The organism is Pseudomonas sp. YH-1, from assembly GCF_051990045.1.
Classification (GTDB): domain Bacteria; phylum Pseudomonadota; class Gammaproteobacteria; order Pseudomonadales; family Pseudomonadaceae; genus Pseudomonas; species Pseudomonas nicosulfuronedens.
In genome coordinates this window covers 3,005,652-3,028,069 of record NZ_CP178184.1, presented here as the reverse complement: position 1 = coordinate 3,028,069, position 22,418 = coordinate 3,005,652, and the positions used below count along the sequence as shown (strand labels likewise).

The window sequence follows — 22,418 nt, the reverse complement described above, 5'->3', positions numbered from 1 at the left end:
AGATTGCCTTATCCTGACGCAAATCAATCTTCTCCATTTTTGATTCTCACGCACGGATCATTTGTCCGGAAGCGGGTTTTTCCATCCCTGGTCGCCCGATATTCTGCGTCCATCGATTTTCTCACCCTTCAGATTTCGGGAGCCCACCCCATGAAAAAGATCCTGCTGATCAATGGCGGCAAACAGTTCGCCCACTCCGACGGCCGCTACAACGCCACCCTGCATGAAGCTGCCATCGCGCACCTGGACCACGCCGGTTTCGACGTGAAGGAGACCTTCATCGACGGCGGCTACGACATCCAGGAAGAAGTGCAGAAAATGCTCTGGGCCGATGTCATCGTCTACCAGATGCCCGGCTGGTGGATGGGCGCGCCCTGGACCGTCAAGCAGTACCTCGACGAGGTGTTCACCGCCGGCCACGGCAGCCTCTACGCCAACGACGGCCGCACCCGCTCCGACGCCTCGCAGAAGTACGGCAGCGGCGGCCTGCTGCATGGCAAGCAGTACATGATCTCGGCCACCTGGAACGCCCCGCAGCAGGCCTTCGACGACCCGACCGATTTCTTCGAGGGCAAGGGCGTGGACGCGGTGTACTTCCCCTTCCACAAGGCCAACCAGTTCCTGGGCATGAGCCCGTTGCCGACCTTCCTCTGCGTGGACGTGATGAAGCGCCCGAACATCGAGGGTGATGTGCAGCGCTACCAGCAGCACCTGAGCGAAGTGTTCGGCACCAAGGCCTGATCGCCCCCATCCCGGTGCGTCATTCGTCCTGCGTGACGTTTCGCAGCGTAGATGCCGGTCGTATCGCAGAACGTAGGATGGGTGGAGCTTGCGATACCCATCAGCAATCCCTCCACGGAAATCGATGGGTATCGCTGCACTCCACGCCATCCTACAAAGTCGGGCAAGCCACCCAGCGCCTGGCATTGGGTTCAGGCCTGGAATCGGCTAGGCTTCGCCCTTTCCTACTGCCTGTTCAGGAGTTATCCCATGGCCCGTGCATCCGCCCGTCACATCCTGGTTTCCAGCGAAGCCAAGTGCAATGAACTCAAAGCGTCCATCGAAGGCGGCGCCGACTTCGCCCAGGTGGCACGCGACAACTCCACCTGCCCGTCCGGCCGCAGCGGCGGCGACCTGGGCACCTTCCGCCCGGGCCAGATGGTCCGCGAGTTCGACCAGGTCGTGTTCAGTGCCCCGCTGAACGTCGTCCAGGGTCCGGTGAAGACCCAGTTCGGCTACCACCTGGTGGAAGTGACCAGCCGCGAGGACTGATCCGCTTCGCCCGCGCCGCGCCCATTTTGGGGGGCGGCGCATCCCCTCCCTCCCCGCGTTACACCGGCCCGCCCCGGGCCACCAGCATCACGCCAAGCCCCACCAGGATCGAGCCGCATACCCGCGGCATCAGGCGTTGCCCCCGCCCCTTGCCCAACGCCCCGAGCAGTAGCGCAGCGAACAGCACGGCCAGCACGTCAGCGGTGGAGAACACCAGGTTGACGATCATCCCGAGGATGAAGAACTGCAGGCTCACCGGCAGGCTTGCGGACGGGTCGACGAACTGCGGCAGGAAGGTCAGGAAGAACAGCGCCGTCTTGGGGTTGAGCACCTCCACTATGATGCTGTCGCGCAGCACCTTCGGTCGTGCTTCGCCCACTTCCTCACCACTGGCACCCAGGCGGTGCCGGCCGAAGATCATCGTGCCGCCGAGCCAGATCAGGTAGGCGGCCCCGGCCAGCTTCAGCGTGAGGTACAGATGGGGGGCGTGGTGCAGCAGCGCGGCGAGGCCGGCGCTGGCGGCGAGGATGTGTGCGTAGCAACCCAGGTGGATGCCCAGTGCGGCGTGCAGGCCGGCGCGGCGGCCGTGGGAGAGAGTCTGCGAGGTCATGTAGAGGATGGCCGGGCCGGGCATGCAGGCGAAGGCCAGCGTCGCCACGGCGAACGAGGCCCAATAGGCAGGCAGTGTCATGGTGTGATCCTTCCCTTGATCGGGTATCGGCCGATGCGCATCGAGGCAACATCTGGTCCGTGTCGGGAAGGTTAGGGAGTGCAGCAGGTCGGGCACATACGACAGTTGCCGTATTTTTTCCGGTAGTGCGCAGCGCTAGTCTCTATCGGAACGACTCACCGACAGGACGCGCGGCATGCGCACGCAGGCAGACCACAGGTTCGACTCAGGCACTGGGAACGCCCAGGCGGACGGCATAGGCCGCGAGTTCGGCGGTGCTGTGCAGGTCGAGCTTGCGCATGAGGTTCTCGCGGTGCTTGCGCACGGTCAGCGGGCTGATGCTGAAGTGCTCGGCGATTTCCCGCGAGCTGCGGCCCTGGGCGGCCAGGGAAAGGATCTGCCGTTCGCGCTTGGTGAGCTCAACCGCACAGAGCAGGTCGGCCTCGCCCTGCGGGCGCCTGGAGGGCCTTTCCAGCTGGAAGCGCAGGCTGCGCGCCAGGTAGTGCTGACCGCTGCGCAGGGCGGCAATCGCCTCGAGCAGTTCGCCGGTGTCCTCGCCCTTGCTCAGGTAGCCGTGCACCCCGGCATCGAGCACCGAACGTACGGTGGCCAGTTCAGTGTTCGCGGTGAGCACCAGTATTCTCAGCCGCGGGTGACGCTGGCGCAGCTCATGGATGAACTGCAGCCGGTTGAGACCAGGCATGTTCAGGTCAAGCAGGAGAAGATCCGCCCGTTGTTCTTCCAGCAGCGCCTGCAGACGCTGGCCGTCAGCGGCCTCACCGACCACCTCGACCCCAACCAGGGTCGACAGCAACAGACGCAGTCCATCCCTGACTATGCCGTGGTCATCGGCGATGAGCACCCGCAGTTCGTGCTTCCCTTCCATCTTTCGTCTCCCTGAGGCATTCCGGACATGCACAACAACCTGCAGCAGCGCGATCTGGTCGATCTCTTGTTCCGCCAATCGTACGCTGTGCTCTTCGCCAACCTGGTGATTCCCCTGCCGGTGCTGTACATCTTCCGCAACGCCCTGTCGCCGACGGCGATGGTCTGCTGGTTGGCTGCGCTCTACGCGCTCACACTGGGCCGGATTGTCCTGGCACGCGCGTACTTCCGGCAAGCCCCTGCGCACACGCTGGGTAAAAACTGGCTGTGGGGCAACACGCTGCTGTCCTGGTCCAGCAGCCTGCTATGGGGCTGGCTGGGCTGGGCCGGGTTCGCCCATGGCGACCCGCAGCTGTTCGCCTTCACCTGCATCGTGCTCACGGGCCTGGTGTGCGGTGCGGTGCCGTCCCTGTCGGCCTATCCCCCGGCCTACATCGGCTCACTCACGGCCATGCTGCTGCCCCTGCTGGTGCTGTGCCTGAGCGTCGCCGACGAGCAGCACACCACCTACAGCTTCTTCATCGTCTGCCTCGCCGGGGTCAACCTCTACTACAGCCGGGTAACCTACCACAGCCTGTGCGAGACCATCCGCCTGCGCCAGGAGAACTCCGAGCTGGTGCAGAGCCTGCGCGAACAGCGCGATCGGGCGCGCTCTGCCGACCAGGCAAAATCCCGCTTCCTTGCCGCCGCCAGCCACGACCTGCGCCAGCCCATTCATGCCCTCGGGCTATTCGTTGGCGCGCTCTCCGCCCTCGCCGAGCGCGGTCCGGTGGACTCTCGCCAGGCACGCGATATCGCCACGCGCCTGCGCGCCATGCTCGGCAACCTGGGCGACCTGCTCAACGGCCTGCTGGACATCTCGCGTCTGGACGCCGGCGTAGTGCCTGTGGCGCGCGAGCCGATCTCGCTGCGCAAGCTGTTCGCCGACCTGCAGGAGGAGTTCGCCGGCACCGCCCGCGAACGCGAACTGCGCTGGCGCGTGCAGGACAGCCGGCAGTGGGTGGACAGCGACCCGCTGCTGCTCAAGCGCGTACTCGACAACCTGCTGAGCAATGCCTTCCGCTATACCCAGGACGGAGGCGTACTGCTGGGGTGTCGGCGACGTGGCGCGGAACTGGAAATCCAGGTGTTCGACACCGGCATCGGCATCCATTCCAGTCAGCAGGAAGTGATCTTCGACGAGTTCGTCCAGCTGCATAACGCCGAACGCGACCGCAAGCAGGGGCTCGGCCTGGGCCTGGCCATCGTGCGCCACACCGCACGCCTGCTCGGCCATCCCCTGGCGCTGACCTCGCAACCCGGCCGGGGAACCTGTTTCAGCCTGCGCGTACCGCTGACCGAGGCTCCGCTGCAGGCCCCCTCGATGCCGCTGGCCGAAACCTGTCGCGGCCCCGAGCTGGGCATCATGGTGGTGGAGGATGAGTTCGACGTGCTGCAGGGGCTGTGCAAGCTGCTCGAGGTCTGGGGTCATCGCGTATACCCCGGCACCAGCGCCCTCCTCGCCTGCCAGCGCCATATCGAAGCCAGCCGCTGCGGCCGCGCCCCCGTCGACCTGATCCTCAGCGACTACCGCCTGGGTGAGGGCCAGACCGGCGCAGACGCCGTCCGGCGTATCCGCAGCTATCTCTCGCGCAAGGTGCCCGCGCTGATCATCACCGGGGACACCTCCCCCGAGCGCCTGCGCGAGGCAGCCGCCAGCGGCAGCCAGCTGTTGCACAAGCCGCTGGACACCGATCAGCTGCGCGCCGCCATCGCCAGCAGTCAGGAACTGACCAGTTCCGCCTGAAAACTGGCGCCAGGCCTTGTACCATGCGGGCTACGCCGACTCATCCGGGGCTAAAGTCGCGGCTGGTTCGGCCGATGCAATGGGTGAAACGAATCGGCAATAGCCTTCGTGCCTCACCACTAGAGAAAGCCCACGAATGTTCAACTCGCGTCTGAAGCAGGAACTGGCCGCCCTGCGTGAAGAACTCGCCTCCGTCGAAGAGATCCGCGCCAGCCTCGACGAGGAAATGCTCGTGCTGTTCCTCGACCCCCGGGGCCGCATCGAGTCGGTGAACAGCAACTTCGAGAAGGAAATGCTCCACCGCGGCGAACAGCTCAAGGGCCGTCCGCTGCTGGACCTGATTCCCGACCATGTCCGCGGGCTGGACTTCCATCTGAAGGTAAAGCACGCCATTGAGCGCGGCGAACACCTGGCCGGGGTGATCCGACTGCTTCGTGGTGACGGCGAAGAGGCCTGGCTGCGCTCGATCCTGCAGCCGGTGCACGACGGCACTGGTGCGATCCAGCGTTTCTCGATCTACGCCAGCGACCTGACCCGCACCATCGAGAACTCCCGCGAGCACGAGAACCTGATCGAGGCGCTGCAACGCTCCACCGCAGTGATCGAATTCAACCTGCAGGGCGAAGTGCTCGCCGCCAACGACCGCTTCCTCAACGCCATGGGCTATGGCCTGTCGCAGATCCAGGGCAAGCATCACCGGATGTTTTGCGAGCCCAGCGAGTACAACTCGTCGCAGTACGAAGCCTTCTGGGCCAAGCTGCGCCGCGGCGAGTTCGTCACCGGTCGCTTCAAGCGCATCGACAGCCGTGGCCATGAAGTCTGGCTGGAGGCCTCCTACAACCCGATCATCGACGCCCACGACCGCCTCTACAAAGTGGTGAAGTTCGCCACCGTGATCACCGAGCAGGTGCACCGCGAGAACGCCGTCGCCCAGGCCGCGACCATCGCCTTCGATACCTCGCAGACCACCGACGACAGCGCCACCAAGGGCGCCGCCGTGGTGCAGCAGACGGTCGAGGTGATGCGTGAACTGGCCGACCGCATGCAGGAGGCCGCCCAGGGCATCGAGGCCCTGGACCGCCAGTCCCAGGCCATCGGCGCGCTGGTGCAGAGCATCCGCAGCATCGCCGACCAGACCAACCTGCTGGCGCTCAACGCCGCCATCGAAGCCGCCCGCGCGGGCGACCAGGGACGCGGCTTTGCTGTGGTCGCCGACGAGGTGCGCCAACTCGCCTCGCGTACCAGCGCCGCCACCGAGGAAATCACTCGCGTGGTGGAACAGAACCAGCACCTGGCCGGCCAGGCCGTGGCCATGATCGACCGCGGCAAGCAGCAGGCCGAGCTGGGCCTGGAGCTGTCCGGGCAGGCTGGTACGGTGATCATCGAGATCCAGGACAGCGCCCAGCGCGTGGTCAACGCCGTGGGCCAGTTCGCCAACCAGTTGTCGACCTGAGGTGCTTCCCTGCGGCACGTCAACACGGCGTGCCGCAGCCTCCCCTAGGCTCCCGTCCGGCATTGCGGCTAGGCTCAATGCAGATGCGCACTCTCGCCATCCAAGGACGATCCCATGAGCAACTCTCCCCTCCCCGACGTCATCCAGTACCTGCGCCTGCTACCCGAGCGCGGCGGCTCGGACATGTTCTTCAGCGTCGGCGCACCGCCGCACCTGAAAGCCGAAGGCCACAGCCAGCCGGCAGACGATCGCGTGCTGCAGAACGGTGAAGTGAAGACCCTGGCCTGGCAACTGATGTCGCCGACCCAGGCGCAGGACTTCGAGCGCGATCTGGAAATGAACCTGGCGCTGAGCGTGCCGGACGTCGGGCGCTTCCGCGCGAACATCTACTTCCAGCGTGGCGAAGTGGCCATGGTGGTACGCCTGATCAAGCAGGTGATCCCCGACGTCACCTCCCTCGGCCTGCCGTCGATCCTCGACAAGCTGGCCATGCAGGACCGCGGGCTGATCCTGGTGATCGGCGCGGCCGGCGCAGGCAAATCCACCACCCTGGCGAGCATGCTGGACTTCCGCAATCGCCACCGCTCCGGGCACATCGTCTGCATCGAGGACCCCATCGAGTTCCTCCACACGCACAAGAAATCGATCATCGACCAGCGCGAGGTCGGCCTGGATACCCACAGCTACGAGGACGCCCTGCGCAACGTCCTGCGCGAAGCGCCGGACGTGATCATGCTCGGCGAGATCCGCGACGCTGCCACCATGCAGCACGCGCTGCACTATGCCGAGACCGGCCACCTGTGCGTCGCCACCCTGCACGGCACCAGCTGCCGCCACGCCATCGAGCGCGTCACCCGTTTCTTCCCTGACGAGGCGCGCCCGCAGGTACTGGCCGACCTGTCACAGAACATCCTCGCGCTGGTCGGCCAGCGCCTGGTTCCCGGCACCCACCAGCGCCGTGCGGTGGCGGTGGAGCTGGTGCTGGGCACGCCGCACATCCGCGGCATCATCCAGCGTGACGAGCTGCCCGAGCTCAAGGGCGCGGTGGAACGCGCGCTGGAAAGCGGCATGCAGAGCTTCGACCAGAGCCTCTATAAACTCCTGGAGGAAGGCCGGGTGAGGGTGAGCGATGCGCTGAAGTTCGCCGACTCGCGCACCGATCTCGCGCTGAAGATCAAGCTGGAGCGCGGCATGGACGACGACAGCATCGGACCTGCGTTCGGCAGTTGAGGTTATCCGAGCTGCTTTCCGTAGGAGCGAGCTTGCTCGCGAACACAGCTCGCCGGCGGGCACGGCCTGAAGCGGTTCGCGAGCAAGCTCGCTCCTACAGCAATGGCTCGATATCCACGCTCTCCGCCATCGCCCGGTTCCCCGCATCGCTGGGGTGCAGGTGGTCGCCGCTGTCGTAGGCCGGCAGCAGGCGCAGCGGGTGGCTGGGATCGCGCAGTCGCGCATCCAGGTCCACCACGGCATCGAACTCGCCGCTCTCGCGAATCCACTGGTTCAGCCGTTGGCGCAACGCTTCCTTGTTGGCCGCGTGGTAGTTCTCGATGGGCGACCCGCTGAGCGCACGTTCGAACGGCAGGATGGTCGCACCCATGAGGCGCACGCCGCGCACGTGGGCCTGGGCGATCAGCTGGCGGTAGCCGGCGACCAGGTCCTCGTACTGCACCAGCGGGTTGTTCGGCGCGAAGGTGCTGCCAGGCCAGGAAATGTCGTTGATACCCAGTAGAACGATGGCCGCCTTCACGCCCGGCTTGCCCAGTACATCGCGCTGGAAACGCACTAGGGCGCTCTGCCCCATGCCGTCGGAGAGCAGGCGCGCGCCGGAGATGCCGGCATTGATCACGCCCACGTCATGCGCCGCCAGCCGCTGCGCCAGCACGTCCGGCCAACGCTGGTTGCCGTCCAGGCTGGCGCCGCGGCCGTCGGTGATCGAGTCGCCGAGCACCGCCACCACCGGGCGTGCTTCGGCGTTCTCCACCAGCACGTCGGCGAGGAACAGGCGCGCTTCCATCTTGCCGTCCGCCGGCAGGTGCGCAGCGTCGAGTTGCTCACCCGGCCCGCCGTAGACGCGCTGCTTGCCGTCCCAATGGAAGCTTTCGATGGCGGTGGGCTGCGGCAGGTAGATCGACACGGCCAGTTCGCCCAGCGGTGGGACAGCAAGATCCAGCGGGTCGCTGAGCAGTTCGGCGCCCGGCGCGATATACGCCGTGGGCTGGCCAGCGAAGCTCAGGCGGCGGCTTGGCCCATCGAGCTGCCCGGCCGACGCGGCGAGTGCCACGGCGACACCACCGATAGCCACCGGCTGACTGCCATAGGCGTTGGACAGCGCGATGCGCACGCGCTGGCCACCCAGGCTGACCTTCACGCTCTGCCGTAGCGTGTGGTTGCCGATCACCGGCGGCACGCCCAGCGGCAACGGTACTTCCCTGCCCCAGGTGCGCTGCGGGCTGGCGCTCCAGGTCGCCTGCCAGTGTCCTTCCTCGGCCTGCGCCAGCGGCAGGGTCAGGCTGATCAGGGCGGAGAGCAGCAATCTTTTCATGGCGTTCCTCGATATCGGCGATGGGATGGCCACAGACTCAGCCATTCCCAATCACGGCGGTAGACGGCATATTTGCAGACCCGTCATTCGATAAACGAATAGGACATGGATATTCTCAAGGCGTTGCACAGTTTCGTCCGCGCCGTGGAGCTGGGCAGTCTTTCCGCCGTGGCTCGCGAGTCCGGCAGCAGCCAGCCAACGGTGAGCAAGACCATGGCGGCACTGGAGAGACAGGTCGGCGCGCAATTGCTGATTCGCAGCACCACTCGCGTGCAGCCCACCGAACAGGGCCGACGCTTCTACGAGCACGCCAGGCAGACACTGGAAAGCTATGCCGAGGGCGTCAGCGAAGCCCGCGGCGAGACCGAACAGGTGCGCGGCCGCCTGCGTATCAGCGCACCGGTGAGCCTGGGTGTGTTGCGTCTGAATGCGCTGCTGCTGGAGTTCATGCAACGGCACCCGGACGTCGAGGTGGAGTTGCTGCTCAACGACCGCTTCGTCGACCTCGCCGAGGAAGGTATCGACCTCGCCCTGCGCCTGGGCGGCGAATTGCCGGACCAACTGATTGCCCGCCCACTGGCCCGCTCGCCACGTTATCTGGTCGCGTCACCGACGTGGATTTCGCGCCAGGCGACGCTGGGCAGCCCTGCCGACCTGCCGCTCTGCGACTATCTGCGTTTCGCCTGGCTCGACGCCGGGCAGAAGCTGCTGCTGAGCCACGCCGACGGGCGCGAGCTGAACCTCGCCACCCGCAGCCGCTACACGGTGAACAGCTCCCTGGCGATCCGCGAGAGCTACTGCCTGGGCGCCGGCTTCGGCCTGACGCCGGCCTGGCTGGTGGCCGACCTGCTGGCCGACGGCACCCTGCAACGTCTCCTCCCGGATTGGCACGGGCCTACCCAGGAGGCCAGTCTGCTGTATCCTTCGCGCCGTTTTCTGCCGGCTCGGACCCGCGCGCTGATCGACTTCCTCATCGAGCGCCTGCCGCGTCTGCCCGGTTTCGAGGCTCTATGAGCCCTCGCGCGACCCTTGTGTAGCGCAGCGGCTATGCTTTTCGCCAATGAGCAGAACCGGCGCGCCCACCGACCGGTCGAACCCTGACATTCGCCCCCGAGGGACTTGCATGGGCAAGCAACACGTACCTTACCGGCTGGCCGCCCTGGCCCTGCCGCTGCTGCTGGCCGGCTGTTCCACCTCCGCCAGCAATCCCTGCGACGAACCGCTGAGCGGCGAGGCCTGCCGCCAGGAGCGCCTGCTCTACCAGAACGACATGCTGCAGGCGAAGCTGCTGATCGCCAGCGGTGACCTGGCCAACTACGAGCTGGCCGAGGCCCTGCTCGCCCGTTCCCTGGAGAAGGACGTACGCGGCGAAGCGAGCTTCTACATGGCGCTGCTGAAGATCAAGGAAGGCCCGCAGGTAGACGAAGTGCTGCCGCTACTGGAGAAGGCCGCCGATGCCGGCCAGCCCTACGCCGTGGCGCTGCTCTACAAGATCTGGTCCGAGCCCTTCCTGGTGGACCAGGCCGATCCGCAGAAGGCGAAACAGTACCTGGAGGACTACGCCAACCTGGACGTCGCCAAGAGCGGCTACCCCTCCTTCGAGAAGGCCGCCGCGCTGGTCAATTCCCTGCTCAGCGAACCGCCCGCCGTCGCTGACCGGCCAATGCAGCCCTAACTCTCGTCCGGCGTCGGTTCAGCCTGGGCGAAGGTGCGCTGGCCCTCGTCCTTGCCGTGAGGCAGATGGTGCTCGATCACCGCGTTGAGCTCCGCCCCCAGCAACAGCACCGCCGACGAGATGTAGAAGTACAACAGCAGCACGATGATCGCGCCGACACTGCCGTACATGGCGTTGTAGTCAGCAAAGTTCTTCACGTAGTAGCCGAACCCCAGCGACGCGGAAATCCACAGCACCACGGCGAGTACCGAGCCGGGAGTGATGAAGCGGAATTTCTGCTGCACGTTGGGCGTGACGTAATAGATGATCGCCACCGCCATCATCATCAGCAGCACGATCAGCGGCCAGCGCAGGATGCTCCAGAGAATCACCACGAAATCCTCCAGGCCCACCTTCGCGGCAATCCAGCCCATCACCTGCGGCCCGAGGATCATCAGCGCGGCAATCAGCATCAACATGGCCACCAGGCCGAAGGTGTAGAACAGCGACAGCGGAATGCGCTTCCACGCCGGGCGCGCCTCGCGCACGTCATACGCTGCATTGAGCGCTGTCATCAATGAGCGCACCGCCGCCGAGGACGACCACAGGGCGATCACGATACCGATGGACAGCAGGCCGCCCTGGCGCTGCTGCAATTGGTCGATCACCGGATTGACCTGGTCCAGCGCCTGGGTCGGCAGCACGTAGTCGGCTTGCTGACGGAGGAAGTCGAAGAACTCCGGCAGGTGCAGGAAGCCGAGCAGCGCGATGAGGAACAGCAGGAAGGGAAACAGCGAGAACAAACCCTGGTAGGCCAGCGCGGCGGCGTAAGTAGGCATCTCGTCGTCGAGGAATTCCTTCACCGTCAGGCTGATCAGTTTCCAGGGCCCCAGGCTGAGCCCGCGCATGTCCATGAATCGCATCCCGCACCGTCCTCCCGATGAACGTCCCGCCTGCCGGCGGCTGCAGGGTGGACCCGCGCAACGCCGGCAAAGTTGCAACAAAGGCGCGGCGCAGAGCGCCCACCAGTACAGACCATAGCCGCTGGCGGGGCCTGGAGGCCAGAGCGGGGACGGTTTCAGTCGGCCAGGCGATAGACCTTGGCGAAGCGCTCGGCCTTGACCACGCCATAGTCGCCGGGAGCGTATTGCATGACCCAGTCACCCGCGGAACCGCTGAGGCGGTCGCCACCGGCGGAGCGCAACAGGGTGAAGGGTTCGTCCATGCGCCGGGCGAGCACCGGGCTGGGGACATTGCGGTAGGCGCCGGGCTCGCCATGGGCGAGCCCGGTGTCGGCGGGCCGGTATTTCGGATCGAAACGCTGGCGGGAAACCACCCAGCGCTCGCCCGTCGCGCCGCTGATGATCGCATCGCCGACGGCGTAACGGTTCGGGCCTTCGAGGCTCATCAATTCGCCTGCCGTAGTGGCGAATTCGACAGCGACGGTTTCGTCCTTCACCACGCGTTGCGCGGCAGGATCGGAGCGGAGGTCGAGTTGGGTCAGTTCGATCATGGCGGGGCTGCGGACCTGCGGAAAAAGGTGGGGGGAACGCTGGGAGAAAGGCCGGTGGCAAGCCTACCCGCAAAAGAATCGCCCCGCGAGCGGCCAGCGGCTGGCGGTGCTCTACACTCACAGTCCATGAGCGCGCCGTCACGGCACACTCCAGCGAACCTGGCCATGCCCGGGCTGTCGCACCTGTTGAGCCTGCACCTTCGCTCCACTCCCATCAGCCGTACAGGAATCTCCCATGCCGTTTGCCCGTCTCGCCCTGCCCTTCCTGTTGCTCACCAGCCTTGCCGTCCACGCCGAAGACACCCCTGAAGAAGCGAAATTCCTCAAGGAGTCGGCGGACTATTTCGACCAGGTGACCAAGTCCAACCTGCCGCGCCAGGTGGACAAGGTGACCACCCTTAACAGCGTGCAGCTCGACCCAGCGAAGAAGATGCTGTATTACCGCTACGCCATCTCCAACCTGCGCCTGGACGCCATGGACCTGGGCGCCCGCGCCAAGTTCGAGAACGGCCTGAAGAAGCAGCTCTCGGAGACCACCTGCCAGCAGCCCGACCTGCTGCAGCGCTTCCGCGAGCACCACCTGAGCGTCACCCACGAGTACGCCGGCAGCGACGCCAAGCCGCTGGCCAGCATCACCATCGACCCGCAGACCCTGAGCTGCGCCAAGACCTGATCCCCCACCGATGAGCCGCGCCGACTACCACCAGGAAAACGCCCAGCGCGCCGAGGCCGAAGCCCGGCGCCTGCTGGCCGAACGCGACCCGCTCGGCGCCCGCTGGCTGCCCTGGGTGGCCGGCGAGCTTTACCGGCTGAGCCCGCCGCACTACGCCAACATGGTGCGGCGCGAACTGGAACGCCTGACCGCCGGCTGAGCGGCCGCCTGCCACGGGACTATGCTGAAGCTGTCAGCTCTCGGCCCGAGGGCGTCCCCTGGAGGACAGGCTCGTGAAAGGTCTCGACGCGAAGAAACAAGCGAAGAAGAAGCCGCTGAAAACCGCGCATGAAAAGCGCATGGCCAAGCGGCAGAAGAAAACCGGCAAGTCGCTGCTGGGTACCCCGCAGCAACCGTCCTGAGGGTTCACCCCTCGTATCGCGGATGGCCTCGCCGAGGGGCTGTCCGCCTCCCTGCTTTTCGTAGGAGCGAGCTTGCTCGCGAACAAGCTCGCCGGGGCACGACAGCACCAAGCGGTTCGCGAGCAAGCTCGCTCCTACAGCTTGGCCAACCCGTTGAAATCAGCCGGTCAGACCAGACCGGCGCGCAGGTTCAGCAGCATGCGTTCGCCCTGGGCGAGGATCAGCCCACCCGCGCGATAACCGGCAGCGCCGATGCACAGGAAGCGCTCCGCCTCACCCGGCTCCACCTGCTCGACCGCGCGGCTGCCCGGGTGCCAGATGACGCTGCCGGCGCTGGTGTTCTTGTCGATGCGCAGGCGGCGCTGCCAGCCGGCATCTTCCAGGACCAGGGAACCGGTGTTGTAGAGCACCTGCTTGACCGCGCCACGGGGCGCCCAGGTATTGGGCAGGCCGCTGGCCTTGCCGTCCAGTTCCATGCCATGGACCACCGAACGACGCAGCGATCCCACGCGCCAGTAGGGTTGCAGGGCGAAGCTGAACAGGCAGTCACTATCATCCTCGTGGTAGCTGGAGAGTTCGATATCCAGATCCTGACCCAGGCGCGCTTCCAGGCGCACATGCCAGTCCTCGATATCCAGCTGCCAGCTGACCACCGCTTTCTGATCGTCGGCCCAGGCATCGAGCATGCGCCATTCGCGCTGGCGCGCCCAGCCATGCTGGGGCCAGTCGGCCTCGGTGGGATGGCTGCCGAACCAGGGCCAGCAGACCGGGATGCCGCCACGGATCGGCGCCGTGCTCAGGCTCGGCCACTGGCTGGAACACCACAGCAGAGGGCGCGCGCCGCGTGGCTGGAAGTGCAGCAGCTGCGCGCCCTGGCGGCTGAAGACCGCCTGGCATTGCGGGTGGTCGATGAGCAGCAGGTCGCGACGCTGGAAGCGCACCCAGTCGAAGGGGCGCTTGCCTCGCATGGAATGAAAAAAGCGCTGCAGCGGATGCTCGAGCATGGTCCGAATGTCCTGATCCAATCCCTGCCCGGACATTCCGGGGCGTGAAGATCTCTGTAGTTTCACTACATCTTACAGAAAAGGCGGCGATTCTAACCGCAAAGCCTAGTCACGCGCAGCGCCCGCGCCAATGAAAAAGGGTTCCTCGCCCGCTCCGGGTACGCCCGCCTCTGGCTTCTGCAGGAGCGAGCTTGCTCGCGAACCACACGAACATCGGTGCCAGGTCATTCGCGAGCAAGCTCGCTCCTACGAAAAGCCGCCCCGTTCAAGCACCGGGGAACGCGCAAAAAAAGCCCGTCGCAAGGACGGGCCAGGTTCGCACCAGGGAGCAATCAGAAGCTGGACTGGATCTTCAGCCCGGCCACCACGGCGTTGTTGACCTCATCCACGCCGCCCGGATGACGGATGTACTGCAGGTTCGGCCGCATGGTGAGCCAATTGGTCACATGCACGCCGTAGTACAGCTCGGCGTTGTACTCGGTGTCCTGGATGGGCTGGTACAGCGGGTTGTCGTAGTCGTCGATGCCATTGACCTGGTTCACCAGGCGCTGGCGGTCCTGCACATCGTCGTTGACGTGGATGCGCGCCACGCCGAAGCCGATGTCGTCCTTGGGCCGCGCATCGAACGGGCCTTTGTAGACGACGCCGAGCTGCTGGTAGTTGTCGACGGTGTTGGTGGCCTTGTCGTGCACGGTGAAGTTGGCGAACAGGCTCAGGCCGCGCGAAGCATCGCCGTTGTGCGCAGTGACCTGCTGCTGTGCCACCACCCACCAGCCGTGCTTGCCGCTGTGGGTCTTGGCCGGCTCGCCGGTGAGCGCCTGGGGATTGCCGTTGACGTCGTCGTACACGTCGTCGGCCTCGGCGGTACTGTAGTAGTAGCCCAGGCGGTATTCGCCGGGCAGCTGCTGGGCGCCGACCTTGGGCATCCACACCAGCTCCACTGGCAGGATGGTGCCCTTGGTGCCGCTGCCGTTGAGCTTGAAGCCGTTGCCGGTTTCCAGGTTCGACGGGTTCTGGTTGTAGGCGCCGACCTGCGCGTACCACTCATCGTTGAAGTTCCACTTCACCCGCGCTGCCCACTGGCTGACCGGCCAGTTGTACCAGATGCCGCCGACCCAGTTGCCCACCTGCGAGCCGCAGAAGGCCAGGTTCTGGAAGTCGCAGGGGAAGCTGTTGAAGTCCTCGCCCTCGCCGAAGCGGCCGATCTTCACGTCCAGCGCGCCGTCGAAGTACTGCTGCTTGATCCACATCTGCGTCAGGCGCCAGGTCTGGCCACGGCCCCAGACTTCCTGCACGGAGCTGAACTGCCCGGCGCGCGGGTCGCTGATGCGGTCGTTGGAGAGGTTGCGACCGCTGCGCTCGGTCACCGTCAGCTGGAACTCGGTGGCGTCCCAGCCGAGGATCTTCTGCAGGTCCAGGTGGGTGCCGAGGGCGAACTGGTCGGAGTAGCGTGCGGTGGTGTGCTGGTCGTAGCCGCCTCCCAGGTTGCTGGCGACCTCACCGACGTAGTCGAGCTTGAAGTCGTAGCCCTTCTCCAGCAGTTCGGTGCGTTTGCCGCCCCAGTCACCCAGGCCCCACTTGGACTCGGATGAGAAGGCATCGGCGGCATGGGCGACGTTGCCCACACAACCCAGTGCAAGCAGGCAGCCCAGGGTTCGTGCGGCGGGCCGGTTCTTGTTGTTCTTGTGCATCTCCAGCGTCCTCGTTGTCTTGGTTTGAAGCGTAGTTTCAGGCAGTGAATTTCAAGCAGTGGTCATGCAGATCAGGAGTGCTTCTGTCGGGCCAACGGCGTCACCTTGTTCGCACCGTCGCCGCGGGGCTCGGCACGCAGGCGCTCGCCGCTTTGCGCGTCGAACAGCAAAGCGCGGGAAGGATCGAAACGCAGTTGCAGCGAAGAGCCCGGCTGCGGCGCCTGGTCCGGGGCGAGGCGGCAGCAGACCTTGGCACCGTTGAGCGTGACGAAGGCCAGGGTGTCCGGGCCGGTAGGCTCGACCACCTCGACTTCGGCGCGCAGGTCGCTCGGGCCGTTGGCGCCATCGATGGCCAACTGCACCTGTTCCGGGCGCACGCCGAGGATCAGCTCGCGGCCCTCGATCAGCCCGGCATCCAGTTGCAGCGGCAGTTCGCAACGGTCCTGGCCGCTGTCCAGCAGACCGACCAGCCGGCCGCCCTGCTGCTGCACCTTGAGCGGAATGAAATTCATCGGCGGCGAGCCGATGAAGCTGGCGACGAACAGGTTCGCCGGGTCGTTGTAGATCTGCTGCGGCGTGCCGAACTGCTGGACGATGCCGTCCTTCATCACCGCCACCTTGTCACCCAGGGTCATGGCCTCGATCTGGTCGTGGGTCACGTACACCGTGGTGGTCTTCAGGCGCTGGTGCATCAGCTTGATTTCGGTGCGCATTTCCACGCGCAGCTTGGCGTCGAGGTTCGACAGCGGTTCGTCGAACAGGTAGATCTTCGGCCGCCGCGCCAGCGCCCGGCCCATGGCCACGCGCTGCTGCTGGCCGCCGGAGAGCTGCGAAGGCTTGCGCTCGAGCAGGTGCTCGATCTGCAGCAGCTTGGAGACCCGCGCCACTTCGGCGTCGATCTCGGCCCTGGGCAGCTTGCGGATCTTCAGGCCGAAGGCGATGTTCTCGCGCACGCTCATGGTCGGGTACAGCGCATAGGACTGGAACACCATGGCGATGTCGCGATCCTTCGGGCTCATGCCGCTGATGTCCTGGCCATCCACCAGGATCGCGCCGCCGGTGACGTTCTCCAGCCCGGCGATGCAGTTCATCAGGGTGGATTTGCCGCAGCCGGAGGGGCCGACCAGGATCAGGAACTCACCCGAATCGATCGACAGGTTGATCGACTTCAGGGTGTCCGCCAGGCCGGCGCCGTAGGACTTGTGCAGGTTGTGCAGTTCAAGGGTGGACATCGGTGCTTACCTCAACCTTTGACGGCGCCGGCAGTGAGCCCGCGCACGAAGTACTTGCCGGCCAGTACATAGACCACCAGCGTGGGCAGCGCAGCGATCATCGCGGCGGCCATGTCGACGTTGTATTCCTTCACCCCGGTGCTGATGTTCACCAGGTTGTTCAGCGCCACGGTGATCGGCTGGGCATCGCCGCTGGCGAACACCACGCCGAAGAGGAAGTCGTTCCAGATCTGGGTGAACTGCCAGATCAGGCAGACCATCACGATGGGCGTGGACATGGGCATCAGGATGCGCAGGAAGATGGTGAAGAAGCCGGCGCCGTCCAGCCGCGCGGCCTTCACCAGGGCATCGGGAATCGCCACGAAGTAGTTGCGGAAGAACAGCGTGGTGAAGGCCAGGCCATAGATGCAATGGACCATCACCAGGCCGGTGGTGGTGTTGGCCAGGCCCAGCTTGCCGAGGGTGAAGGACATCGGCAGGAGGATCACCTGGAACGGCAGGAAGCAGCCGAACAGCAGCGCGCCGAAGAACAGCTGCGAGCCGCGGAAGCGCCACATCGACAGCACGTAGCCGTTCATGGCGCCAATGAAAGTGGAGATCAGTACACCCGGCACGGTGATCTTCACCGAGTTCCAGAAGTAGTCGCCCACTGCGCCCCAGGCCTTCACCCAGCCGATGGCAGTGAACACCTCCGGCAGCGCCAGCAGGTTGCTGTTGCGGATGTCCTCGGGTGATTTGAAGCTGGTCAGCAGCATCACCAGCAGCGGGATCACGTACAGCGCCACGGCGCCCCAGAGGGTCGCGTACACCGCCAGGCGACTGAAGCTGAAGGCGGGTTTGAGGGTCGCATCAGTCATGGCGCTTGCCCCGCAGTTCGGAGTACAGGTACGGCACGACGATGGCCAGCACGGCGCCCAGCATCAGCATCGCGCTGGCCGCGCCCAGGCCCATCTGGCCGCGGGTGAAGGTGTGGGCGTACATGAACATCGCCGGCAGGTCGGAGGAATAGCCGGGCCCGCCGGCGGTCATCGCGGCCACCAGGTCGAAGCTCTTGATGGCAATGTGCGCAAGGATCATCAGCGCGCTGAAGAACACCGGGCGCAGGCTCGGCAGGACGATGCGCAGGTAGATGGTCGGCAGGCTCGCGCCGTCGACCTGGGCGGCACGCACGATGGCCGGGTCGACCCCGCGCAGGCCAGCGAGGAACAACGCCATGACGAAACCCGAGGCCTGCCAAACGGCGGCGATCACCAGGCAATAGACGACCCGCTCCGGGTCCACCAGCCAGTCGAAGCGAAAGCCCGTCCAGCCCCAGTCACGCAGCAGCTTGTCCAGGCCCAGGCCGGGGTTGAGCAGCCACTTCCAGGCGGTGCCGGTGACGATCATCGACAACGCCATGGGGTACAGGTACACGGTGCGGATGAAGCCTTCGCGACGAATGCGCTGGTCCAGCAGGACCGCGAGGAACACGCCCAGCACCAGGCAGACGCCGATGAACAGGCCGCCGAACAGCAGGAGGTTCTTGCTCGCCACCCACCAGCGGTCGTTGTCCCACAGGCGCAGGTACTGGCTCAGGCCGGCCCAGGTGTAGGCCGGCATGAAGCGCGAATTGGTGAAGGACAGCAGCAGCGTCCAGCCGATGTAGCCGTACACGCAGACCAGCACCACGAGCATGCTCGGGGCCAGCACCAGCTTCGGCAGCCAGGCCTGCAGGCCATCGAGCAGCGAAGCGCGGGGACTGGCGGCGGGTGGAAAAGTCGGAGATTGGGTCGCCATCTGCTTTCTCGAGGATGAGTGAGCCCGCCCGGGCTGCCGTGGCGGCCCGGAATCGTTCTGGGGAATCAGGAAGCCGGCTCCATCACGGAGCCGGCGAGCGCCTTACTGCGCGGCGGCCTGGATGGCGGCGCCCAGTTGCTGCGCGGCCTTCTGCGGGTCGGCGGCGGGGTCGTTGAAGAAGTTGGTGACCACGTCGAAGATCGCGCCCTGCACGTAGCTGGAGGCAGCCATGCTGTGGGCCATGCTCGGCACCAGGTTGCCGTCGGCGGAGGCGGCCTTGAAGTCCTTCATCGACTGCTGGGCGCAGCTGTCGAAGGGCGTCATGTCGACGTCCAGTCGCACCGGGATCGAACCCTTGTTCAGGCTGAAGTCCTTCTGGAAGGCTGGGTCGAGTACCGCGCGGGCCAGGTCTTCCTGTGCCTTGCGATTCTCCGCGTTGCTCAGCTTGAACATCACCAGGGAGTCGATGTTGTAGTCGAAGGCCTTCTGCGTGCCAGGGAAAGGCAGGCACTGGTAGTCCTTGCCCGCCACCTTGCCGGCAGCGGTGAACTCGCTCTTGGCCCAGTCGCCCATGATCTGCATGCCGGCCTTGCCATTGATGACCATGCCGGTGGCGACGTTCCACTCGCGACCGGCAGCGTCCGCGTCGACATAGCTGTGCAGCTTCTTCAGCGCGGCGAAGACATCGGCCATCGGCGCGCCGGTGAGAGTTTCCTTGTCCAGCTCGACGAAGGCCTTGCGGTAGCCTTCAGGGCCCATCTTGCTGAGCACCAGGTTCTCGAACAGGGTGCCGTCCTGCCACGGCTGGCTGCCATGGGCCAGCGGCGTGAAGCCGGCAGCCTTGAGCTTGTCGGCGGCGGCGAAGAATTCATCCAGGGTGGTCGGCGGCGTGGCGCCGGCCTTCTTGAAGACTTCCGGGTTGATGTACAGCCAGTTGACCCGGTGCACGTTGACCGGCACGGCCACATAGTCGCCCTTGTACTTCATGATCTGCGCCACCTGCGGCGGCAGCAGTTGGTCCCACTTGCCCTCGGCAGCGACGTCGTTGAGGTCGGCGAGCAGGCCCAGCTCGCCCCACTCCTGGATGTCCGGCCCCTTGATCTGCGCGGCGGCCGGCGGATTACCGGACACGGCGCGGGTCTTCAGCACGGTCATGGCCGCCTCGCCACCGCCGCCTGCAACGGCGAAGTCCTTCCAGGTGTGGCCCTTGGCTTCGACGAGTTTCTTCAGGGTTTCGGCGGCGCGCTTTTCACCGGGCGACGTCCACCAGTGCAGCACTTCGACTTCACCGGCGTGGGCCAGCAGGGGGGAGAGACAGAAAGAGGACAGACAGATGGCGGCCGACAGGCGACGGATCGCATTCATGGGGAGCACCTTGTTCTTGTTATTGGAGGCAAGTCTGCGCTTGCGATGGTCCGAGTCTATCCAAGGCATTCCGGTCTCCGGGTAACGAAGCGATCTTTGATTGTCACCGCTCGGTGACATTTGGGCTTGCTGTGAAGCGCTGTATTGGGTGAGCGTTTTCGAATGTGTCCTGGGGTACTGAACTCCGCCCCACCACCCTCTCCCCCGCCCTCTCCCTGAAGGGAGAGGGAGCTGTCCTCAGCCGTGCCAGGTATGCAGCTCGCCTGATGCCGTCGCAGCTTCCAACTATCTATGGGGAGCCGGCTGACGCCGAGGCCTCGCCTCTCGCTCCGAGCGGCCCCCTCTCCCTTCAGGGAGAGGGTTGGGGCGAGGGCACGGAGTCCGATTCGAGCATCAGTCGTATCGCCTCCAGCACCGAATCCATCTTCAACAGCACATCATGATTCCAGAAACGCAGCACCGTGAAACCCCTGCTCTTGAGCCAAGCATCACGCTCACGGTCGGTGGAAGAATCCAGATGCTGCCCACCATCCAGTTCGATGATCAACATGCGTTCGTGACAAATGAAATCGACGATGTAGGGGCCGATGATTTTCTGCCTGCGGAATTTCAGGCCGAGGAAGCGGTGGCCCCGTATATGGTGCCAGAGGGCGCGTTCGGCTTCGGTCTGGTCTGTGCGGAGTTGTTTTGAATATTGGGTGAGGTGGGATGACATTGGCGGAGCTCCAGCGGGAGTACTGCTGGAGGCTAGTGCCACCACCCACCGCCCTCTCCCCAGCCCTCTCCCTGAAGGGAGAGGGAGCTTTCCGAACAGGCTGTGGGCGTTTGCGCTCATACATACAATTGCTTCGGGCGAACTCCATTGTCCGGGATCATACCGAAGAGCTCCCTTCCTTCAGGGAGAGGGAGCTTTCCGAGCGGTCTGTAGGTGCTGCACTCATACAGGCAATTGCTTCGGGAGAACCCCATTGTCCGCGCCCGCTCCGAACGGTCCCCTCTCCCTTCAGGGAGAGGGTTAGGGAGAGGGCAATGGTATCCATGCACTCCGAAGTGTCCGCCGGAAACAGAGCGCCCTACTCCACCTCCAGGCGCGGCAAGCGCAACGTGACCCGCAGCCCGCCCTCGCGTCGGTTCTGCAGGGTGACTTCGCCACCGTGCGTGTGCGCGATGTTCCGCGCGATGCCCAGGCCAAGCCCGTACCCCTGGCCGCGCTCGGAGAGGCGGAAGCGCGGCTCGAAGACTTTCTCCAGACGCTGTTCCGGCACGCCGGGGCCCTGGTCGTCGACGTGCAGGACCACGGCATCGGCATCGTCCTCGATGCTCAGTTGCGCGCGCTCGCCGTACTTCAGCGCATTGTCCAGCAGGTTACCGATGCAGCGCTTGAGCGCCAGCGGCTTGCCCGGATAGGCCTCCAGCGCGGCGCCAAGCACCTCGACGCGGCCATCGGCGATGTAGGGGCCGGCGACGTATTGCAGCAACTGGTTGAGGTCCACCGGCTCGATGTTCTCATGGATGTCGGTATCCTTCACGCATTGCAGCGCGCCCTTCACCAGCAGCTCCAGCTCGTCGAGGTCGTGGCTGAATTTCTCCTGCGCCTGCTCATCCTCCAGCAGCTCGACCCGCAGGCGCAGGCGGGTGATGGGTGTACGCAGGTCGTGGGAGATGCCGCTGAACAACTGGCCACGCTCGTTGACATAACGGTCGATGCGCTCGCGCATGGTATTGAAGGCTCGGGAAACTTCCACCAGCTCGCTCGCCCCGCTCTCCTCCAGCGGTTGGTCCGGGCTGCCGACCGCGATGTCACGGGCCGCGCGGGCCAGGCGCTTGAGCGGGCGGCTCTGCCAGTGCACCAGCAGGCCGGTGAACAGCAGCAACAGCAGGCTGGTAAAAGCGATGGAAATCACCTGCTGCGGCGGCAGGCCTTCCGGCTCCAGGGTGACGTACGGCGCCGGCATCAGGCTGGCGATGTACAGCCACTCGCTTTCACCGATACGAATCTGCGTGACCAGTACCGGCGGGTTCACCGGCTCCAGGGTCAGCGCATAGTGCGCCCAGGAACGCGGCAGTTCCTCAAGCTTCAGCTCGCCGTTGAACAGCCGCAGGTCATCGGGGCTGACGAATTCCACCTGCAGCTCGACGTCCTTGCCCAGCTTCTGGTGCAGGACGTCCTGCACGATGTCGATCACCGCCTGTTTGTTCGTCGTGTCGGGCAACGCGCGCAGGTTCAGCGGGCGCTCGTTGAGCGAGACGAAGAAGCGCGTGCCGCCCATGCTGCGCAACTGGTCGAGCACCAAGGGACGGTAGCCGATGGGCAAAGAGCGGAAGTAGCTGACGCTGGCGGCCATGGAGTAGGCCAGGCTACGAGAGCTGGTGAGCAGGCCGTCGCGCTGGCTGGTGCGCAGGTGGGAAATCCAGAACAGGCTCGACAGACCCTGGGCAATCAACACCGCCAGCAGGGTGAGCAACAGCATGCGACCGAGCAGCGAGCGCGGCACCAG

At 65.3% G+C, this 22,418-nt stretch carries 23 protein-coding genes and 1 pseudogene; 11 read left to right on the top strand and 13 right to left on the bottom strand.

From position 1 onward, the window contains the following. Positions 1 to 150: 150 nt before the first annotated feature. On the top strand, positions 151 to 741 hold the full coding sequence (locus tag ACKI1H_RS14135) for an NAD(P)H-dependent oxidoreductase (protein WP_138522419.1): 591 nt from the start codon (positions 151 to 153) through the stop codon (positions 739 to 741). A gap of 249 nt (positions 742 to 990) precedes the next feature. Then, positions 991 to 1,272 carry a peptidylprolyl isomerase gene (locus ACKI1H_RS14130; RefSeq protein WP_138522421.1) on the top strand — a complete coding sequence of 94 codons (282 nt, stop codon included), beginning with the start codon at positions 991 to 993 and terminating at the stop codon, positions 1,270 to 1,272. Between the two features lie 58 nt (positions 1,273 to 1,330). Here the strand turns inward: ACKI1H_RS14130 and ACKI1H_RS14125 are convergent, their stop codons facing one another. Then, positions 1,331 to 1,963, bottom strand: a complete 633-nt coding sequence (locus ACKI1H_RS14125; RefSeq protein ID WP_440468653.1) for a LysE family translocator — start codon at positions 1,961 to 1,963, stop codon at positions 1,331 to 1,333. Between the two features lie 205 nt (positions 1,964 to 2,168). Next, on the bottom strand, positions 2,169 to 2,828 hold the full coding sequence (locus ACKI1H_RS14120) for a response regulator (RefSeq protein WP_138522425.1): 660 nt from the start codon (positions 2,826 to 2,828) through the stop codon (positions 2,169 to 2,171). Between the two features lie 27 nt (positions 2,829 to 2,855). On the opposite strand from ACKI1H_RS14120, the gene ACKI1H_RS14115 reads away from it, so the two are divergent. The 4 genes and pseudogenes from ACKI1H_RS14115 (at position 2,856) to ACKI1H_RS14100 (ending at position 7,296) form a co-directional block, all read left to right on the top strand. Further along, positions 2,856 to 4,613, top strand: a complete 1,758-nt coding sequence (locus ACKI1H_RS14115; RefSeq protein ID WP_440468652.1) for an ATP-binding response regulator — start codon at positions 2,856 to 2,858, stop codon at positions 4,611 to 4,613. A gap of 136 nt (positions 4,614 to 4,749) precedes the next feature. Beyond that, positions 4,750 to 5,526, top strand: a pseudogene (locus ACKI1H_RS14110) (PAS domain-containing protein); the annotation flags it as partial. Continuing rightward, the gene (locus ACKI1H_RS14105; protein WP_371318968.1) at positions 5,506 to 6,066 is read left to right on the top strand and encodes a methyl-accepting chemotaxis protein; all 561 of its coding nucleotides are present in this window, start codon (positions 5,506 to 5,508) and stop codon (positions 6,064 to 6,066) included. The pseudogene ACKI1H_RS14110 and the gene ACKI1H_RS14105, both read left to right, overlap by 21 nt. 114 nt (positions 6,067 to 6,180) lie before the next feature. After that, a complete protein-coding gene (locus ACKI1H_RS14100; protein ID WP_440468651.1) occupies positions 6,181 to 7,296 on the top strand; it encodes a PilT/PilU family type 4a pilus ATPase in 1,116 nt (371 codons plus the stop codon). A gap of 94 nt (positions 7,297 to 7,390) precedes the next feature. On the opposite strand, the gene ACKI1H_RS14095 is transcribed toward ACKI1H_RS14100, so the two are convergent. Continuing rightward, on the bottom strand, positions 7,391 to 8,611 hold the full coding sequence (locus ACKI1H_RS14095; protein ID WP_440468650.1) for an SGNH/GDSL hydrolase family protein: 1,221 nt from the start codon (positions 8,609 to 8,611) through the stop codon (positions 7,391 to 7,393). A gap of 105 nt (positions 8,612 to 8,716) precedes the next feature. Here ACKI1H_RS14095 and ACKI1H_RS14090 point away from each other — a divergent pair, with 105 nt between their 5' ends. Together ACKI1H_RS14090 and ACKI1H_RS14085 are read left to right on the top strand one after the other, a co-directional pair. Continuing rightward, the gene (locus ACKI1H_RS14090) at positions 8,717 to 9,625 is read left to right on the top strand and encodes a LysR substrate-binding domain-containing protein (RefSeq protein ID WP_440468649.1); all 909 of its coding nucleotides are present in this window, start codon (positions 8,717 to 8,719) and stop codon (positions 9,623 to 9,625) included. A gap of 109 nt (positions 9,626 to 9,734) precedes the next feature. Continuing rightward, positions 9,735 to 10,286 carry a hypothetical protein gene (locus ACKI1H_RS14085; RefSeq protein ID WP_440468648.1) on the top strand — a complete coding sequence of 184 codons (552 nt, stop codon included), beginning with the start codon at positions 9,735 to 9,737 and terminating at the stop codon, positions 10,284 to 10,286. On the opposite strand, the gene ACKI1H_RS14080 is transcribed toward ACKI1H_RS14085, so the two are convergent. Then, positions 10,283 to 11,188, bottom strand: a complete 906-nt coding sequence (locus tag ACKI1H_RS14080; RefSeq protein WP_138522439.1) for a YihY/virulence factor BrkB family protein — start codon at positions 11,186 to 11,188, stop codon at positions 10,283 to 10,285. The genes ACKI1H_RS14085 and ACKI1H_RS14080 overlap by 4 nt on opposite strands. Positions 11,189 to 11,343: 155 nt before the next feature. Further along, positions 11,344 to 11,778: a PGDYG domain-containing protein gene (locus tag ACKI1H_RS14075; protein ID WP_440468647.1), complete on the bottom strand. Its 435-nt coding sequence runs from the start codon at positions 11,776 to 11,778 to the stop codon at positions 11,344 to 11,346. 235 nt (positions 11,779 to 12,013) lie between these two features. Here ACKI1H_RS14075 and ACKI1H_RS14070 point away from each other — a divergent pair, with 235 nt between their 5' ends. The 3 genes from ACKI1H_RS14070 (at position 12,014) to ACKI1H_RS14060 (ending at position 12,852) form a co-directional block, all read left to right on the top strand. Then, complete coding sequence (locus ACKI1H_RS14070; protein WP_138212820.1) at positions 12,014 to 12,451, top strand: hypothetical protein; 438 nt, start codon at positions 12,014 to 12,016, stop codon at positions 12,449 to 12,451. Between the two features lie 10 nt (positions 12,452 to 12,461). Beyond that, a complete protein-coding gene (locus ACKI1H_RS14065) occupies positions 12,462 to 12,650 on the top strand; it encodes a hypothetical protein (protein ID WP_138522443.1) in 189 nt (62 codons plus the stop codon). Between the two features lie 73 nt (positions 12,651 to 12,723). After that, positions 12,724 to 12,852: a hypothetical protein gene (locus ACKI1H_RS14060; protein WP_017516671.1), complete on the top strand. Its 129-nt coding sequence runs from the start codon at positions 12,724 to 12,726 to the stop codon at positions 12,850 to 12,852. A 167-nt stretch (positions 12,853 to 13,019) separates the two neighbouring features. Here the strand turns inward: ACKI1H_RS14060 and ACKI1H_RS14055 are convergent, their stop codons facing one another. From ACKI1H_RS14055 to ACKI1H_RS14020, 8 genes are all read right to left on the bottom strand, one after another. Beyond that, positions 13,020 to 13,856 (bottom strand): D-hexose-6-phosphate mutarotase, encoded by an 837-nt coding sequence (locus ACKI1H_RS14055; protein ID WP_017516670.1) that lies wholly within the window; start codon positions 13,854 to 13,856, stop codon positions 13,020 to 13,022. A 332-nt stretch (positions 13,857 to 14,188) separates the two neighbouring features. Then, complete coding sequence (locus ACKI1H_RS14050; protein ID WP_440468646.1) at positions 14,189 to 15,547, bottom strand: carbohydrate porin; 1,359 nt, start codon at positions 15,545 to 15,547, stop codon at positions 14,189 to 14,191. A gap of 71 nt (positions 15,548 to 15,618) precedes the next feature. Then, positions 15,619 to 16,779 carry an ABC transporter ATP-binding protein gene (locus ACKI1H_RS14045; RefSeq protein ID WP_440468645.1) on the bottom strand — a complete coding sequence of 387 codons (1,161 nt, stop codon included), beginning with the start codon at positions 16,777 to 16,779 and terminating at the stop codon, positions 15,619 to 15,621. A gap of 11 nt (positions 16,780 to 16,790) precedes the next feature. Then, on the bottom strand, positions 16,791 to 17,636 hold the full coding sequence (locus tag ACKI1H_RS14040) for a carbohydrate ABC transporter permease (protein WP_440468644.1): 846 nt from the start codon (positions 17,634 to 17,636) through the stop codon (positions 16,791 to 16,793). Further along, the gene (locus ACKI1H_RS14035) at positions 17,629 to 18,555 is read right to left on the bottom strand and encodes a carbohydrate ABC transporter permease (protein ID WP_138522451.1); all 927 of its coding nucleotides are present in this window, start codon (positions 18,553 to 18,555) and stop codon (positions 17,629 to 17,631) included. Before ACKI1H_RS14035 ends, ACKI1H_RS14040 begins: the two co-directional genes overlap by 8 nt. Before the next feature lie 102 nt (positions 18,556 to 18,657). Then, the gene (locus tag ACKI1H_RS14030; RefSeq protein ID WP_440468643.1) at positions 18,658 to 19,920 is read right to left on the bottom strand and encodes an ABC transporter substrate-binding protein; all 1,263 of its coding nucleotides are present in this window, start codon (positions 19,918 to 19,920) and stop codon (positions 18,658 to 18,660) included. A gap of 349 nt (positions 19,921 to 20,269) precedes the next feature. Beyond that, on the bottom strand, positions 20,270 to 20,635 hold the full coding sequence (locus ACKI1H_RS14025; RefSeq protein WP_138522455.1) for an endonuclease domain-containing protein: 366 nt from the start codon (positions 20,633 to 20,635) through the stop codon (positions 20,270 to 20,272). A gap of 358 nt (positions 20,636 to 20,993) precedes the next feature. Further along, entirely contained in the window at positions 20,994 to 22,415 is a 1,422-nt protein-coding gene (locus tag ACKI1H_RS14020) for an ATP-binding protein (RefSeq protein WP_138522756.1), read from the bottom strand. Positions 22,416 to 22,418: the final 3 nt, after the last annotated feature.

What these genes read in the sequence shown, in the direction of transcription:
- ACKI1H_RS14100 (WP_440468651.1), top strand. Translation starts at nt 6,181, where the DNA reads ATGAGCAACTCTCCCCTCCCCGACGTCATCCAGTACCTGCGCCTGCTA.
- ACKI1H_RS14090 (WP_440468649.1), top strand. Translation starts at nt 8,717, where the DNA reads ATGGATATTCTCAAGGCGTTGCACAGTTTCGTCCGCGCCGTGGAGCTG.
- ACKI1H_RS14095 (WP_440468650.1), bottom strand. Translation starts at nt 8,611, where the DNA reads ATGAAAAGATTGCTGCTCTCCGCCCTGATCAGCCTGACCCTGCCGCTG.
- ACKI1H_RS14125 (WP_440468653.1), bottom strand. Translation starts at nt 1,963, where the DNA reads ATGACACTGCCTGCCTATTGGGCCTCGTTCGCCGTGGCGACGCTGGCC.
- ACKI1H_RS14065 (WP_138522443.1), top strand. Translation starts at nt 12,462, where the DNA reads ATGAGCCGCGCCGACTACCACCAGGAAAACGCCCAGCGCGCCGAGGCC.
- ACKI1H_RS14025 (WP_138522455.1), bottom strand. Translation starts at nt 20,635, where the DNA reads ATGTCATCCCACCTCACCCAATATTCAAAACAACTCCGCACAGACCAG.
- ACKI1H_RS14040 (WP_440468644.1), bottom strand. Translation starts at nt 17,636, where the DNA reads ATGACTGATGCGACCCTCAAACCCGCCTTCAGCTTCAGTCGCCTGGCG.
- ACKI1H_RS14080 (WP_138522439.1), bottom strand. Translation starts at nt 11,188, where the DNA reads ATGCGATTCATGGACATGCGCGGGCTCAGCCTGGGGCCCTGGAAACTG.
- ACKI1H_RS14075 (WP_440468647.1), bottom strand. Translation starts at nt 11,778, where the DNA reads ATGATCGAACTGACCCAACTCGACCTCCGCTCCGATCCTGCCGCGCAA.
- ACKI1H_RS14135 (WP_138522419.1), top strand. Translation starts at nt 151, where the DNA reads ATGAAAAAGATCCTGCTGATCAATGGCGGCAAACAGTTCGCCCACTCC.
- ACKI1H_RS14050 (WP_440468646.1), bottom strand. Translation starts at nt 15,547, where the DNA reads ATGCACAAGAACAACAAGAACCGGCCCGCCGCACGAACCCTGGGCTGC.
- ACKI1H_RS14035 (WP_138522451.1), bottom strand. Translation starts at nt 18,555, where the DNA reads ATGGCGACCCAATCTCCGACTTTTCCACCCGCCGCCAGTCCCCGCGCT.
- ACKI1H_RS14055 (WP_017516670.1), bottom strand. Translation starts at nt 13,856, where the DNA reads ATGCTCGAGCATCCGCTGCAGCGCTTTTTTCATTCCATGCGAGGCAAG.
- ACKI1H_RS14070 (WP_138212820.1), top strand. Translation starts at nt 12,014, where the DNA reads ATGCCGTTTGCCCGTCTCGCCCTGCCCTTCCTGTTGCTCACCAGCCTT.
- ACKI1H_RS14045 (WP_440468645.1), bottom strand. Translation starts at nt 16,779, where the DNA reads ATGTCCACCCTTGAACTGCACAACCTGCACAAGTCCTACGGCGCCGGC.
- ACKI1H_RS14030 (WP_440468643.1), bottom strand. Translation starts at nt 19,920, where the DNA reads ATGAATGCGATCCGTCGCCTGTCGGCCGCCATCTGTCTGTCCTCTTTC.
- ACKI1H_RS14120 (WP_138522425.1), bottom strand. Translation starts at nt 2,828, where the DNA reads ATGGAAGGGAAGCACGAACTGCGGGTGCTCATCGCCGATGACCACGGC.
- ACKI1H_RS14085 (WP_440468648.1), top strand. Translation starts at nt 9,735, where the DNA reads ATGGGCAAGCAACACGTACCTTACCGGCTGGCCGCCCTGGCCCTGCCG.
- ACKI1H_RS14115 (WP_440468652.1), top strand. Translation starts at nt 2,856, where the DNA reads ATGCACAACAACCTGCAGCAGCGCGATCTGGTCGATCTCTTGTTCCGC.
- ACKI1H_RS14130 (WP_138522421.1), top strand. Translation starts at nt 991, where the DNA reads ATGGCCCGTGCATCCGCCCGTCACATCCTGGTTTCCAGCGAAGCCAAG.